The 12,746-nt window shown below is 60.5% G+C and carries 15 protein-coding genes; 11 read left to right on the forward strand and 4 right to left on the reverse strand.

Annotation, left to right across the window (positions count from 1 at the left end; genetic code table 11):
- The first annotated feature begins 9 nt into the window (after nt 1-9).
- Nucleotides 10-639, forward strand: coding sequence for a guanylate kinase (gene gmk, locus CFE428DRAFT_RS20180; protein WP_006981486.1), 630 nt, complete (start codon nt 10-12; stop codon nt 637-639).
- Nucleotides 636-1,184 carry a flavoprotein gene (locus CFE428DRAFT_RS20185; RefSeq protein WP_006981487.1) on the forward strand — a complete coding sequence of 183 codons (549 nt, stop codon included), beginning with the start codon at nt 636-638 and terminating at the stop codon, nt 1,182-1,184. Before gmk ends, CFE428DRAFT_RS20185 begins: the two co-directional genes overlap by 4 nt.
- Before the next feature lie 269 nt (nt 1,185-1,453).
- Here the strand turns inward: CFE428DRAFT_RS20185 and CFE428DRAFT_RS37595 are convergent, their stop codons facing one another.
- Nucleotides 1,454-1,729 carry a hypothetical protein gene (locus CFE428DRAFT_RS37595; RefSeq protein WP_157447581.1) on the reverse strand — a complete coding sequence of 92 codons (276 nt, stop codon included), beginning with the start codon at nt 1,727-1,729 and terminating at the stop codon, nt 1,454-1,456.
- Between CFE428DRAFT_RS37595 and CFE428DRAFT_RS20190 the strand changes: the two genes are divergently transcribed.
- The 5 genes from CFE428DRAFT_RS20190 to CFE428DRAFT_RS20210 all read left to right on the forward strand — a co-directional run bounded on the left by CFE428DRAFT_RS20190 (nt 1,720) and on the right by CFE428DRAFT_RS20210 (nt 5,776).
- Nucleotides 1,720-2,478, forward strand: a complete 759-nt coding sequence (locus CFE428DRAFT_RS20190) for an inositol monophosphatase family protein (RefSeq protein ID WP_006981488.1) — start codon at nt 1,720-1,722, stop codon at nt 2,476-2,478. The two genes, CFE428DRAFT_RS37595 and CFE428DRAFT_RS20190, sit on opposite strands and share 10 nt — an antisense overlap.
- Entirely contained in the window at nt 2,475-2,954 is a 480-nt protein-coding gene (gene ispF, locus CFE428DRAFT_RS20195; RefSeq protein WP_006981489.1) for a 2-C-methyl-D-erythritol 2,4-cyclodiphosphate synthase, read from the forward strand. The genes CFE428DRAFT_RS20190 and ispF overlap by 4 nt, the downstream gene beginning before the upstream one ends.
- A gap of 12 nt (nt 2,955-2,966) precedes the next feature.
- The gene (cysS, locus tag CFE428DRAFT_RS20200; RefSeq protein WP_006981490.1) at nt 2,967-4,367 is read left to right on the forward strand and encodes a cysteine--tRNA ligase; all 1,401 of its coding nucleotides are present in this window, start codon (nt 2,967-2,969) and stop codon (nt 4,365-4,367) included.
- Nucleotides 4,368-4,435: 68 nt separating this feature from the next.
- On the forward strand, nt 4,436-5,116 hold the full coding sequence (locus tag CFE428DRAFT_RS20205; RefSeq protein ID WP_006981491.1) for an acyltransferase: 681 nt from the start codon (nt 4,436-4,438) through the stop codon (nt 5,114-5,116).
- Between the two features lie 42 nt (nt 5,117-5,158).
- Complete coding sequence (locus tag CFE428DRAFT_RS20210) at nt 5,159-5,776, forward strand: tetratricopeptide repeat protein (protein WP_006981492.1); 618 nt, start codon at nt 5,159-5,161, stop codon at nt 5,774-5,776.
- A 351-nt stretch (nt 5,777-6,127) separates the two neighbouring features.
- Here the strand turns inward: CFE428DRAFT_RS20210 and CFE428DRAFT_RS20215 are convergent, their stop codons facing one another.
- Nucleotides 6,128-7,459 carry a B12-binding domain-containing radical SAM protein gene (locus CFE428DRAFT_RS20215; RefSeq protein WP_006981494.1) on the reverse strand — a complete coding sequence of 444 codons (1,332 nt, stop codon included), beginning with the start codon at nt 7,457-7,459 and terminating at the stop codon, nt 6,128-6,130.
- 367 nt (nt 7,460-7,826) lie between these two features.
- Here CFE428DRAFT_RS20215 and CFE428DRAFT_RS20220 point away from each other — a divergent pair, with 367 nt between their 5' ends.
- Nucleotides 7,827-8,393, forward strand: a complete 567-nt coding sequence (locus tag CFE428DRAFT_RS20220) for a hypothetical protein (RefSeq protein WP_006981495.1) — start codon at nt 7,827-7,829, stop codon at nt 8,391-8,393.
- Nucleotides 8,390-8,917: a type II secretion system protein gene (locus CFE428DRAFT_RS20225; protein ID WP_006981496.1), complete on the forward strand. Its 528-nt coding sequence runs from the start codon at nt 8,390-8,392 to the stop codon at nt 8,915-8,917. The genes CFE428DRAFT_RS20220 and CFE428DRAFT_RS20225 overlap by 4 nt, the downstream gene beginning before the upstream one ends.
- On the opposite strand, the gene CFE428DRAFT_RS20230 is transcribed toward CFE428DRAFT_RS20225, so the two are convergent.
- The gene (locus CFE428DRAFT_RS20230) at nt 8,918-9,769 is read right to left on the reverse strand and encodes a hypothetical protein (protein WP_162145293.1); all 852 of its coding nucleotides are present in this window, start codon (nt 9,767-9,769) and stop codon (nt 8,918-8,920) included.
- 189 nt (nt 9,770-9,958) lie between these two features.
- On the reverse strand, nt 9,959-10,780 hold the full coding sequence (locus CFE428DRAFT_RS20240) for a hypothetical protein (RefSeq protein ID WP_006981498.1): 822 nt from the start codon (nt 10,778-10,780) through the stop codon (nt 9,959-9,961).
- A 44-nt stretch (nt 10,781-10,824) separates the two neighbouring features.
- Between CFE428DRAFT_RS20240 and CFE428DRAFT_RS20245 the strand changes: the two genes are divergently transcribed.
- Nucleotides 10,825-11,748: an ABC transporter ATP-binding protein gene (locus CFE428DRAFT_RS20245; RefSeq protein WP_042725406.1), complete on the forward strand. Its 924-nt coding sequence runs from the start codon at nt 10,825-10,827 to the stop codon at nt 11,746-11,748.
- Nucleotides 11,745-12,587, forward strand: a complete 843-nt coding sequence (locus CFE428DRAFT_RS20250; protein ID WP_006981500.1) for an ABC transporter permease — start codon at nt 11,745-11,747, stop codon at nt 12,585-12,587. Before CFE428DRAFT_RS20245 ends, CFE428DRAFT_RS20250 begins: the two co-directional genes overlap by 4 nt.
- Nucleotides 12,588-12,746 lie beyond the last annotated feature (159 nt).

Here is a 12,746-nt window from a genome sequence, read left to right on the forward strand (position 1 = left end):
TCCTCTTCCGTGGAGACCCCGGCCCCTTCCCGCCAATTCCGGCGCCTCGGCATCCTCTTCGTCGTCTCGGCTCCCTCGGGCGCCGGCAAGAGCACGCTGCTCAATGCCCTGCGCCAGACGCCGGATTTCGTCTACTCCGTCTCCTACACCACGCGCCAGCCGCGCCCGGGTGAGGTGAATGGCGAGGACTACCACTTCGTGAGCATGGAGGAATTCGAACAGCGCCTGGCCGGCGACGAGTTCCTCGAGCACGCGCAGGTGCACGGCAACTACTACGGCACGCTGCGGAGCGCGGTGATCGAGCAATTGCACGACGGCGTGGACGTGCTCATCGACATCGACGTGCAGGGCGCCCAGCAGATTCGCTCCGACGGCAACCCGGCGATCAGCGATGCCGTGGCCGATATCTTCATCATGCCGCCGAGCCTGGAGGAATTGCGCCGCCGCCTGAACAAGCGCGGCACCGAGACCTCCGAGCAGATCGAAACCCGCCTGCACAACGCCGCCACCGAGATGGAAGCCTGGCACGCCTATCGGTACACCATCATCAGCGGCTCCGTGGAGGAAGACCTGCAAAAGTTCCGCGCCATCATGCGCGCCGAGCGGTATCTCAGCCACCGGATGGTCCTCACGCCATGAGCGCCCCCGTCGTCGTTGTCGGAGTCACCGGGTCGATCGCCGCCTATAAGGCCGCCGATCTCGTGAGCAAGCTGGTGAAGCGCGGCTTCGAAGTGCACGTCGCCATGACCCACGGCGCGCAGGAGTTCGTCACCCCGCTCACCTTCCAGACGCTCTCGCGAAATCCGGTGATCACGAGCGTCTTCGACGACCAGCGCGACTGGAAACCGGGGCACATCGACCTCGCTGACCGCGCGAATCTCCTCCTCATCGCGCCCGCCACCGCGAACATCCTCGCCGAACTCGCGCATGGACTCGCGGGCAATCCCATCGGTGAGATCGCGCTCGCCACGCTCGCGCCGGTGCTCGTCGCGCCGGCGATGAATGGCAAGATGTGGCAGCACGCGGCGACGCAGGACAACGTGAAGTTGTTGCGCTCGCGCGGTGTGGAATTCATCGGACCGGAGGAAGGAATTCTCGCGTGCGGGTACGAAGGACTCGGTCGTTTGTGGAATGTCGACGACATCGTCGAACGCGTTGCGCACATCATCGCGCAAAAAAAATAGCAAAAATTTTCCGCGCGCAAAAATCGCGTGAAGTGCGCGCGCACGATCGCGCGGAGAAAATTTGCGGGTCACTCGCGAAGCCGCATAAACACACGCGTCGCGCGCGATGCGTGTTGCGCTTCAGGAAAAATTTCACGCCCGCTTTTGCATCGCGAGTCACGCGCGAAACGATAATTTCGCGACGCGTGCAAGAAAAAATTCGTTGACGGTTTGCTTCAACTTCATTACCCACTCACCAACGCAACCGAGTGATGTATCTCATCAACCACTCAACCAAATTTCCTGCGAACCGCACCTGCGGATTGAAAGGGGGGATTATCAATGGCGACTAAAAAACCTGCTGCAAAAAAGCCCGCGAAGAAGCTTGCTGCCAAGAAGCCTGCTGCCAAGAAGACGGCGGCCAAGAAAGCTGCTCCGAAGAAGAAGGCTGCTGCTAAGAAAAAGTAAGCAGATCCCTGCAACTTAAACGAACGGGAGGAGAATTCATTTCTCCTCCCGTTTCGTTTTGTGGAAGATGCCGGGCTCACCATTTTCCATGTCCACATCCACTTATCTCGAAACTGCGGTCAGCGCCGCCCTCGCGGCCGGTGAATTTCTGCGCAGCCACGTCGGCACAGCGCTCGAGGTCAACGAGTTCGCCGCCCACGACATCAAGCTCGAGCTCGATGTCCGCTCGCAGGAACTGATCACCAAACACCTGCTCGACCGCTTCCCCGATCACGCCATCTACGGTGAGGAAGGCATCGCCGGCAACCAGCAGAGCGACTTCCAATGGATCGTCGACCCCATCGACGGCACCGTGAATTACTTCTACGGCATCCCGCACTACTGCATCTCCATCGCTCTCCGTGAGCGCGGCGAGATCATCGTCGGCGTCATCCACGACCCCTCGCGCCATGAAACCTGGCAGGTGGAACGCGGCGGCACGCCGACCCTCAATGGCAAGCCCATCCACGTGAGCACGCGCAACCAGCTCAGCGACGCCGTGCTCTCCATCGGCTTCGCCAAGTCCAAGGAAACGATCAGCGCGGGGTTGCCGGTGCTCGATTATTTCGTGAGCAAGGCCCGCAAGTGCCGCCTCATGGGCAGCGCCGCACTCGACCTCGCCTATGTGGCCTGCGGCCGCTACGACGCCTATATCGAATCCAGCGTGAGCCTCTGGGACGTTGCCGCCGGCAAGATTCTCGTCGAGGCTGCGGGCGGAAAATTTGAAATGAAACCGCGCACCGACAATCCCGACAAAATCAGCGTTCGCGCTTCCAGCGGGCTCCTCGACCTGGAGGTGCGGCCATGACTCTTTCCGGTATCGGTTACGACGTGCATCGCCTGGTCGAAGGCCGGGCGCTCATTCTCGGCGGTGTGGAAATCCCGTATACTCACGGACTCGAGGGCCACAGCGACGCCGACGTGCTCGCTCACGCCATCGCGGACGCCGTGCTCGGCGCGATCGGCGAACGCGACATCGGCTTTCATTTCCCGAACACGGATCAATCCATCCGCGGCATCAGCAGCCTCGAAATCCTGCGCAAAGTCGCCAGCCTCGTCTCGGAGAAAGGCGGACGCGTGCTCAACGTCGACTCCTCGCTGATCGCGGAAGCACCGAAGATCAGCCCGCACGTGGCCGCGATGCGCGCCAATATCGCCAAGGCGCTGCGCCTCGATCCCAAGCGCGTCGGCGTGAAAGCCACCACCAACGAACGCATGGGCTTCCTCGGCCGCGGCGAAGGCATCTCGGCCATGGCCGTGGCCAGCGTGGAAGTGCCGGAGTAAAGACGCACACGCATGGGCATTCGCTTATTCAATACCTACACGCGGCAGTTGGAGGAATTCACGCCGCTCGATCCGGCTGGCCAACAGGTGAAGATGTACACCTGCGGCCCTACGGTCTATAACCACGCCCACATCGGCAATTTCCGGGCGTATCTCTTCGAGGATCTGCTCCAGCGGCATCTCGAAGCGCGTGGCTATCAGGTCGAGCGGGTGATGAATCTCACCGACGTCGACGACAAGACCATCCGCAATTCCCGCGAAGCCGGCCGGCGGCTCGCCGACTTCACCGCCATCTACAAAGACGCATTTTTCCAGGACGTCGACACCCTGCGCATCAAGCGCGCTCAGCATTTCCCGGCAGCGACCGAACCGCGCTACATCGAGCGCATGATCTCGATGATCCAGCAACTCGAATCGCAGGGCATCGCCTACCAGGCCGAGGACAAGAGCGTCTACTTCCGCCTCTCGAAATTCCCCGACTACGGCAAGCTCGCCCATCTCAATCTCGACGAACTGCGCCCCAGCGGCCGCATCGCCAATGACGAGTACGAGAAGGAAAGCATCGGCGACTTCGCGCTCTGGAAGGCGTGGGACGAGAAGGATGGCGACGTGGCGTGGGATTCTCCCTGGGGTCGCGGGCGGCCCGGCTGGCACATCGAGTGCAGCGCCATGGCGACCGCACTGCTCGGCCCGGAAATCGACATCCATTGCGGCGGCGTCGATAACATCTTCCCGCACCACGAGGCGGAGATCGCCCAAAGCGAGTGCTGCACGGGCAAGAAGTTCGTGCGCTACTGGCTGCACTGCGCCCACCTCATGGTGGACGGGCAGAAGATGTCGAAGAAGCTCGGCAACTTCTACACGCTACGCGACTTGATCGAGAAAGGGTTCACCGGGCGCGAGGCGCGCTATGCGCTGCTCACGGTGAACTACCGCCTGCCGTTGAACTTTACCCTTCCCGGTCTCGAATCGGCACGCGCCTCCCTCGCCCGCATCGATGAATGGGTCGACCGTCTCACCGCTCACGCGGCCGGCGCTTCCCCTACCGCGACTCCATTGTCCGATTTCACGGAGAAGTTCTTCGCCGCCCTGGACGAAGACCTGAATATCTCCGGCGCGCTCGCCCCGCTGTTCGATCTCATCCGCGAAAGCAATTCCGCCCTCAATCGCAGCGAGCTTTCGCCAGCGGAAGCGGCACAATTGCTGGCCGACTGGCGACGCATCGACAGCGTCCTCGGCTTCGAGCGCGAAGCCGCTGCCATCCCCGCGGACGTCCTTGCCCTGGTCGAGCAGCGTCAGCAGGCCCGTGCGGACAAGGAATGGAAGAAGAGCGACGAGCTCCGCGACGAGATTCTTGCCAAAGGCTGGGTGGTCAAGGATACCAAGGAAGGCCCCAAGCTCACCCCTCGCTGATGCGCATTCGACAGAAGGCGACATTTCAGTATTTCCTGCAACCGACGAATCGACTTTAAACAGTGGCGATGACTTTTTCCCCTGGCGACTACCTCGACCTGAATCACACCGAGCACCGCATGCTCTTTGAGAATTCGGTCAATGCGTGGGATGCGTTGAAGCAGATCACCAGCTACCTGCAGTTCCGGCTCAAGCCGGCGATTCAAGGCCGGCTCGTCGGCAAACCGTTCATCAGCGGTGCGGTCTTCATCGGCAAAGGCACGGTCATCGAGCAGGGCGCGATGATCAAAGGTCCCGCGTGGATCGGCGAAGGCTGCGAGATTCGCAACGGCTGCTACATCCGCGAAAACGTCATCGTCGGCTCGGGCTGCGTGTTGGGCAATTCCTGCGAGTTCAAGAATTCGATCATCTTCGACGAGGCGCAGATTCCGCACTTCAACTACGTGGGCGACTCGATCATCGGCTATCGCGGCCACTTGGGCGCGGGGGTCATTCTTTCGAACGTGAAGCTCGATCACGGTGAGATCGTTGTGCCGACCGCCGGCGGCCTGGTGCCCACGGGCCTGAAAAAATTTGGCGCCATCGTCGGCGATCGGGCAGAAATCGGCTGCAATTCGGTCATTAACCCCGGCTCGCTCATCGGCCGGAATTCCGTGATCTACCCTGGCACCGTCTGGCGGGGCGTCGTCCCGGCCAACAGCATCGTCAAGACCCGGCAGGAACATCAGATTTTAGCCCGACGCGATTGATCCTTGCGCGAAAGCAGGTCTTTTGGAACCTTGCCCGCCCCTATGCCCAGTCCTACGTCCACGCCTCAGCCTGCCGAAACCGAATTCGATCCGCTCGTTTTTTGGATTAAGCACCAGAGCAAGATCCTGCTCCTGGCCGGCCTGCTCGTGGTCGCGCTCGGAGGCTACGCCCTTTCCGAATACATCCACAACAAGCACACGGCCGCTGCCGAGGCGCTGCTCGCGAATGCGCATTCGGTCGAAGATTACCGCAAGGTCATCGCGGACTATTCCGGCTCCATGCCGGCGGGTGATGCCTATCTGATGCTCGCCGAGAAGCTGCGTGCCGAGGGCAAGCTCGACGAATCTTCAGCCGCGCTGCACACCTTTATTGAGAAGTATCCGGAGCATTCTTTGATTAGCGGCGCGTGGACCAGCCTCGCGACCAATCTCGAAGCCCAGGGCAAACTGGACGAGGCGCTGAGCACCTACCAGAAAGTCACGACCACCTACGCCAACAGTTTCAGCGCTCCCATCGCCCTCCTCGCGCAGGCCCGCATTCTCGCGGAGAAAGGCAAGACCGAGGACGCCCGCCGCTTGTACGAGCAGATGCTCACGCAATTCCCCGGCAACTTCGCCGCGCAACAGGCGCAGATTGAACTGCGGAAGTTGAAGAAGTAGGGCTGTGGTCTCCGAACGGAGACGAGTGAGGCACGAACAGAGAAAACGCGTGAAGGCGCTGCCGCGCAGCGGCTCCAAAAAAGCCCGTCATCCTGAGCGAAGTGCCCCGGCGGGCGAAGGTGGGCGGGGCACGCAGTCGAAGGATCTCCAATGTCGGCGGGCGAAGGTGGTGGGAAGAATGACGCGTGGTCACGCGCAAGTTGGGGAAGCTCCGCGCGAAAACCCGCAGAGATTAGAGGTCCTTCGACTCCGCCCATGGTTCCCCGCTCCGCTCAGGATGACCGTTTTTTCCGAGCGCTTCGCGCATCTGTGCCGGGCGTTTATTGCCAGCGATGTCTCACATCCGAAACCCTACAACAACGCCAACTCTCGCTTGATCGCCTCGATCTTCTTCACCCCATCGGAGACCTGGCGGTAATTCTCATCCATCGTCGCGCCGGAATATTTTTCCAAATGTCCTGCCGAACGAAGCGTGTGCAGCGGCGTGCCCTCGATCTCCGCCGTGCCTGATTCCTGGTAGGAAGTCAACGGCAACGACCGGATGTAGGCCTTGGTCTCCGCCATTTGCTCCTTGGTCTCTCCCGGTAACCCGTAGGTGAACGTGCCGTGCACGGTCATCCCGAGATTCCGCAGGTAGATGGTGGTCTCGCGCGCCTCCTGCAGGTCGAGTCCCTTGTTGACGATATTGTCCACGACATGCTGGTTGCCGCTCTCGAATCCGAGCTTCACACCATAGCAACCGCTTTCCCGCATGAGCTTCCACGTCTCGCGGTTGATCGTGTCCGCGCGGCACATTGCCCCCCACGGCAGGGCGATCTTGCGCATCACCTCACACATGCGTTCAACGTGACGATTGCCGAGGTTGAACGTGTCGTCATCGAAATAGATGGAGCGGAAACCGTAGCGCCCGACGATGTCACGAAGGAACCCCTCCATGTATTCCGCGGTGTAGTGCCGCACGGTGCGTCGATGCTCTCCATCCGGGTCGTTCCCCGTCATCGTCGCCGGCCAGACACAGAACAAGCACTTGAACGGGCAACCCCGACTCGACCACACGTGCGCTTGCGGCAGGCGGGGCGATTGCGGATTCGGATCGTAGTACCGCCAGGCGGTGACCGCATCGTAGTAAGGAAATGGCGCCGCATTCATCTCCGTCGCGGTCAACAGATCGTGCTCAAAAACTCCCGTCGCCCCCTGCACCACTTTCGCGGCCGCTTTTTCGTATTCCCCTTTGATCGCCGCCACCACATTGGGGAGCGCCATGATCTCATCGGCGCGGATGGTGGTGATCGGACCACAGACCGCAATTTTCACATGCGGTACCACCGTCGCGATGTGACGGATGATCTTCATGTCATGATCCCAACTGGGCGTTGCGCTTTCGATGAAAATGAAATCCGGCTGAGCCTCCCGCAGGTAGGCCGTGTAGGTGTCGTAACTCTCGTGCAAAGCCACGGAATCGCGCAGGGTTGCTTCCGCTCCCGTATGTTGGGCGACATACGTGGTGGCATACCCCATGAAGAAGGGATACGGCAGGTAGTGGCCGAACATGAACCAATCCGGCATGGAGCCAGCGTGATAGGTATTCGGCCAGCGGGAACCCGCGCGTACGCCTTTGCGCAAATGGTTCGTTCCTGGCTCGACTTCAAACCACGGGGGGTTGCTGAACAGCACTTTGATCACGTCCGCACTTTCCCCGTCTTCGCCCCAGAGTCAACCACAGTCCGAGGCGGAGTGGCAGAGCGCCTCGCGGTCGATACGGATAGCGCCTTGGGAGTGGCGACTTTCCAGTCGCCGACCGAAACAAACGCCCGAAGCGCCATCCTTGGGGCGTCGCTCCGCGACGCAGGGCGACTGGAAAGTCGCCCCTCCCAGTGAGCCGCGGCCGAATGCCTCGCTGTCCCTACAGCCGAATAAAGATGTGGGGAATGCTTAGGCCTTAGAGGGCGTACCTAAACTCTTTCCCGTAACCGCCCCTTGGCCGGCGGCGTCTTGAAGTGGAAGATGGGAAAGTTTCTCTTTGTCCGCAACTTGCGCTAAGCTCCCTCCCATGCGCCTCCCTTGGATCAAGATCGTTGCCACTTTGCTCGTCATCTGGGCCGTTGCGGGCGGGGCCATCTATTGGGCGCATAGCGCGAAGCCCACGCCCGAATCGGTGATGCGTTATCTCGATGAACATTCCGTGGCGAACGCCTCGGCGAAGGATCGCGAGGAGACCGTCGAGAAGGTCGCCAAACAGCTCAACCAGCTCAGCTATCAGGAGCGCCGCGAGGGACGGGTGAACAAAAAGGTCGATGGCTTTTTCCGCACCCTGCCCGCGGACGACCAGACACGCTTCCTGGACCTCACGCTGCCCACGGGCTTCAAACAGATGATGGAGTCGCTGAACAAGATGACGCGCGAGAAGCGGAAGCAATTCGTCGACAAGGCCCTGGCCGACATGAAAAAGCACGAGGGTGAGGATAGCCCGGATGGTCAGCGCGATCTCGATGCCAATGGCCAGAAGATCATCGATCAGGGCTTCAAGTCCTTTTACAGCGATGCGAGCGCGGAGACGAAGATGGACGTCGCGCCGCTGATCGAGCAACTGCAGAGAAACCTTCAGGGGCTCCGATGAACCGTCCCGCTGTTCGCGCCTTCACGCTGATCGAGATCATCACGGTGATCGCGGTCATCGCCATTTTGGCAGCGTTCGCCTATCCGGTATATCAACGGGTGACGGCCAGCGCAAAAGCCGCGGCCTGCCTCTCCAATCTGCGCCAGCTTGGGATGGGGCTGAATGCCTATCTCAACGAGAACGACATGAAGATGCCCACGCTGCAGATCGCGCGGGACAACCTCAGCCAGAACGTGCCGGTGATCGACAACACGTTCGACAAATACCTCACCGACAAAGGCGTCTTCGCCTGCCCGGCGGACAACAAGAACTACGCCGCGACGACGGGCACGAGCTACTTCTGGAATGTCGCGCTCAACGGTCAGGCGGTGGCCAGTTTGAACTTCCTGCTCGTCACCGACACCACGCACATTCCCATCCTCTCGGATAAGGAAGGGTTTCATCCCTACCTGCAAAACAAGGTGAACGTTCTCTATGCAGACGGGCACGTCACCAAGGACGTGAAGTTTTTTACCGGCAACTAGCTACTTCTGCGCCGGCGACGCGTAATCGCGGCCGATCGGCTTCTGCGTGACCACTTCATCGCGGAGCGGATGCAACCGACGCTCCAACTGCACGGTTTCGAGCAGCGCCATGTAGCGATTCAACTGATTTTGAAAAACAAGCATCGCATGCGCATCACCCGCCGGCAGGCTGGCCTTCTGCACGCGCAGTTTCTCCTGAAGGGAGCGCACGATATTTTCGCGTTCGGCCAGCGAAGGACGGGGACCGTCCGGATGGAGAGCGGCATTGAGCAAATTATCGATCTCCGCGCTGTAATCCGCGGAGGGCGGCGGCAGGGCGGCAGTCTCGGATGCCGGAGCTGCGGAAGTCGTGGGAGAGTTGAAGGCAGGCAGAGCCTTGGCAAGGCCGTTCGCCTGGACGTCGTGGATCTTTTGCACCGCCGCCTGGAGCAGGCCGCCCGTGCTGTCCTTGCCGAAGAGGGCGACCCCGCTGAAAAAGAGGACCGCGCCCAGGACCATACTGATCACGCCCGACAGGAGTTGAACACCAAAGGCATGGATGGTGCCGATATCATAAGTGCCAGCGATGATCAGGAGATTGGTGACGACGGCGACGAGCATCAAAGCGGCATAAATCCCCCCAACGACAAGCGGAGCGGTGTTTTTTCCACCCACAGCCGCAATCAGGAACATGAGAAGTACGCCCACTCCGAGGATGACGATTCCCGCCAGAATCCTGGAGATGATCACTTTGATTGCCATGCCGTAAGTCGTTCTCCCCGAAACGGCGATCTTGGCGGACAGCCACATGGGAATGGCGGTCACGAGAATAGTAACCGGGATCGAAACAACGATGGCGAGGATGATCATCACGATCCCTGCAGTGGCGATTCCCGCAGGGAGCAGAGAGTCAGCGAGAGACGGAGAGAAGAGACTGCCCAAAATGGAAGTCGGAGCCGCCAGCACGGAAGAAACCATTTGCATACCGATACAGTTTACCCACCCGCCCCATGCGTAACAACACTAAAATCGCTCCCGGTAAATGCCGGGGCGCATTTGACATCACTGTGCTGGCTTGGCGGCCGGGGCATTTCGGGCGATGATCAACTCATTGCGAAACAGAAGATAACGGTTGAGTTGATTTTGATAAGCGGTCGCCGCGTGGGCGTCGCCCGCCGGCAGAGAACGCTGCCGCGCATTGAGCTTTTGCTGGATGTTCCGCAGCGCGGCTTCCCGGTCGGCCAGGGGCGGTTGCGGGCCGATGGGACGCAAGGCATCGTCCAGCATCCGGTCGATCTCGTCAGGCTTCCCCAAGCCGAGCAATCGGTTCAAGAATTCTTGCTGCTCTACCTTGGACTTCCCGAAGGTCACCTGCAGGCTGGCGATGTCTTTTTCCAAATGCATGACGGGGGGGACGACGACTTCCACCACCTTCATGACGCCGCCATTGATGCAGGCGGCCAGCAGAAGAATGGCGAAGGCCCGGATGAAACCGGTGACGTAGATCTTCATCGGGATGAGAAAGGCGAGCAGCAGCCAGGTCATCAGCATTCCACCCGCGACCAGGAAGGTTCGCCAGTATTCGCCGGTGCGAATCATCCACGGGACCGCGAATATCAGACCCACGATAAAGGCGAGCCAGAGCAGCAGACCGAGCAGCCATGCTTTGAAGGAGTTGCCGAAAGTGCAGTGATCATTGCCCACCACCATCTTCGATGCGCCCCACAGGGCGAAGATTTGCACCACTTGGGCGCAGGCCATTAGGATGAGAAGGCAGGTGCCGATGTGCCGGACTTCGTCGCGTTGAATGAACTCGGCAAACCGGGGATGGAACGGAAACGGGCTCGCTGCTGCCAGCGGCATACCTTGGGAAATGAGTTGCATGCGAGGCGATGCTACCGAAAAGCTGCGCGCAGACCAATCCCGGAATGTCTTCCGCCCCCATGATCGAACTACGCAACTTGCAAAAAGCCTTTGGGGGAAAGCCGGCGCTCCACGATCTCTCGCTGGAGATGAAGCGGGGCGAGATCTTCGGCCTGCTCGGCCACAATGGCGCGGGCAAAAGCACCACCCTGGGGATTCTGCTTGGGCAGGTTTTTCCCGATCAGGGTGAAGCCTTCGTCAATGGCGTCTCCGTGCAGCGCGAGCGGGCGAAGGCGCTGGAACGCACCGGCGCGATCTTCGAGGCGCCGCGCTTTTACGATTACCTCAGCGGCTGGCGAAACCTCGAGATTTACACCAGTTACTCGGCCCGCGTGCCGAAGGAAAAGATCGCCGAAGCGGTCGAGACCGTGGGGCTGACCAGGCGCATTCGCGACAAAGTCGGGACTTACAGCCAGGGCATGCGCCAGCGACTCGGCCTCGCGCAAGCGCTGCTGCCGGACAACGAACTGATCCTGCTTGATGAGCCGACGAACGGTCTCGACCCCGAGGGCATTCACGAGATGCGCCTGCTCATCCAGCGGCTGAATCGCGAGCGAGGAATCACCGTGCTGTTCTGCTCGCATCTGTTGGTGGAGGTGGAGCAACTATGCGATCGCGTCGCGATCCTCAACCAGGGCCACAAAGTCTTCGACGGACGCTGGGCCGAGCTCGACAGCGAGCAGCGGAGCGTGCGGCTCGAGGTGGATGATTGGGAAAAGGCCGCGGGTCTTTTGCGAGACATCGAGCAATTGAAGATCGTCGAGAACGGATTGGTCACGGTCGGGAAAGACTTCGACACGGCGGACCTCGTCGAGCGCCTGGTGCAGGGCGGTATCCGCGTCCGCGCCGTGGAACCGCACCGGCGAAACCTCGAGGAAATCTACCTTTCCATCACGCACAACGGAGCCACGCCGCACACCGAATCATGAGCCTCTTCTTTCTTCAACTGCGGGGCGAGCTTTGGAAACTCTTCGCCCGCAAACGCACCTATCTCGGTTTCGGCGCTTTCCTTGCGCTGGAGGTCGTCATTCTGCTGCTCTTCCAGATTCCGAAAGTGCAGCGCTCGTGGCGCCACCTGCTCGAGGATTCGGGCTATGTCTTCGAGCAATACTTCTCGGGCATTACCCTCGCGTTTCAGGTCGTGCTCGGGACGACGACGCTGGCCTTTCTATACACCGCGCTCGTCTCTGGTGACATCGTGGCCAAGGAAGTGGAAGACGGGACTTTGCGGATGACGCTATGTCGCCCGGTCTCGCGCTTGCGCGTGCTCGCGGTGAAATATCTCACGTGTGTGCTCTACACCTTCGCGCTGGCGCTTTTCATCGGCCTGAGCGCGTTGGTCGTCGGCACCTTGCGACAGGGGACGGGCGGCTTCTTCGTCTTCCAGCCACTGGAGAAGCTCTATGTGATTTACGATTTCGGTCCGGGCCTGGTCCGTTATCTCGCGTCGTTGCCGGCGCTGGGCTTGAGCCTGCTGAGCGTCACCTCCTTCGCCTTCATGATGTCCTGCTGTAACGTGAAGCCGGCGGCTGCCACCATTGCCACGCTGACCTTCTTCATCGCCGACCTCATCTTCCGCGGCCTGCCCTATTTCGAATCCATCAAACACTGGTTCATCTCCCAGCATACGGAAACGTGGTATAACGTCCTGCGCTCCCCGTTGCCGTGGCAACGTATGGTCGAAGACTACGCCTACCTATTCGGCGTCGATGCGACGTTCGTATTGATTGGGGTTGTGATTTTCTGCTCCCGGGATTTCAAATCGTAAGCGGCTGTACCGACTAATCATTACCCACATCTTTGCACGGTATTTGCGCGTCGACACAGATGGCGTTCCTGGGAGCGGCGACCCCGCCATGGCGGGGTCGCCGACCGAACAAACGCGCGGAGCGCCATCCTTTGGGGCGTCGCTCCGCGACGCAGGGCG

The sequence above is a fragment of the Chthoniobacter flavus Ellin428 genome (genome assembly GCF_000173075.1).
GTDB lineage: Bacteria > Verrucomicrobiota > Verrucomicrobiia > Chthoniobacterales > Chthoniobacteraceae > Chthoniobacter > Chthoniobacter flavus.

Bases quoted from the DNA above. Each gene is read 5' to 3' on its own strand.
- CFE428DRAFT_RS20185 (WP_006981487.1), top strand. From the start codon at position 636: ATGAGCGCCCCCGTCGTCGTTGTCGGAGTCACCGGGTCGATCGCCGCC.
- CFE428DRAFT_RS20190 (WP_006981488.1), top strand. From the start codon at position 1,720: ATGTCCACATCCACTTATCTCGAAACTGCGGTCAGCGCCGCCCTCGCG.
- CFE428DRAFT_RS37595 (WP_157447581.1), bottom strand. From the start codon at position 1,729: ATGTGGACATGGAAAATGGTGAGCCCGGCATCTTCCACAAAACGAAAC.
- ispF (WP_006981489.1), top strand. From the start codon at position 2,475: ATGACTCTTTCCGGTATCGGTTACGACGTGCATCGCCTGGTCGAAGGC.
- cysS (WP_006981490.1), top strand. From the start codon at position 2,967: ATGGGCATTCGCTTATTCAATACCTACACGCGGCAGTTGGAGGAATTC.
- CFE428DRAFT_RS20205 (WP_006981491.1), top strand. From the start codon at position 4,436: ATGACTTTTTCCCCTGGCGACTACCTCGACCTGAATCACACCGAGCAC.
- CFE428DRAFT_RS20210 (WP_006981492.1), top strand. From the start codon at position 5,159: ATGCCCAGTCCTACGTCCACGCCTCAGCCTGCCGAAACCGAATTCGAT.
- CFE428DRAFT_RS20220 (WP_006981495.1), top strand. From the start codon at position 7,827: ATGCGCCTCCCTTGGATCAAGATCGTTGCCACTTTGCTCGTCATCTGG.
- CFE428DRAFT_RS20225 (WP_006981496.1), top strand. From the start codon at position 8,390: ATGAACCGTCCCGCTGTTCGCGCCTTCACGCTGATCGAGATCATCACG.
- CFE428DRAFT_RS20240 (WP_006981498.1), bottom strand. From the start codon at position 10,780: ATGCAACTCATTTCCCAAGGTATGCCGCTGGCAGCAGCGAGCCCGTTT.
- CFE428DRAFT_RS20245 (WP_042725406.1), top strand. From the start codon at position 10,825: ATGTCTTCCGCCCCCATGATCGAACTACGCAACTTGCAAAAAGCCTTT.
- CFE428DRAFT_RS20250 (WP_006981500.1), top strand. From the start codon at position 11,745: ATGAGCCTCTTCTTTCTTCAACTGCGGGGCGAGCTTTGGAAACTCTTC.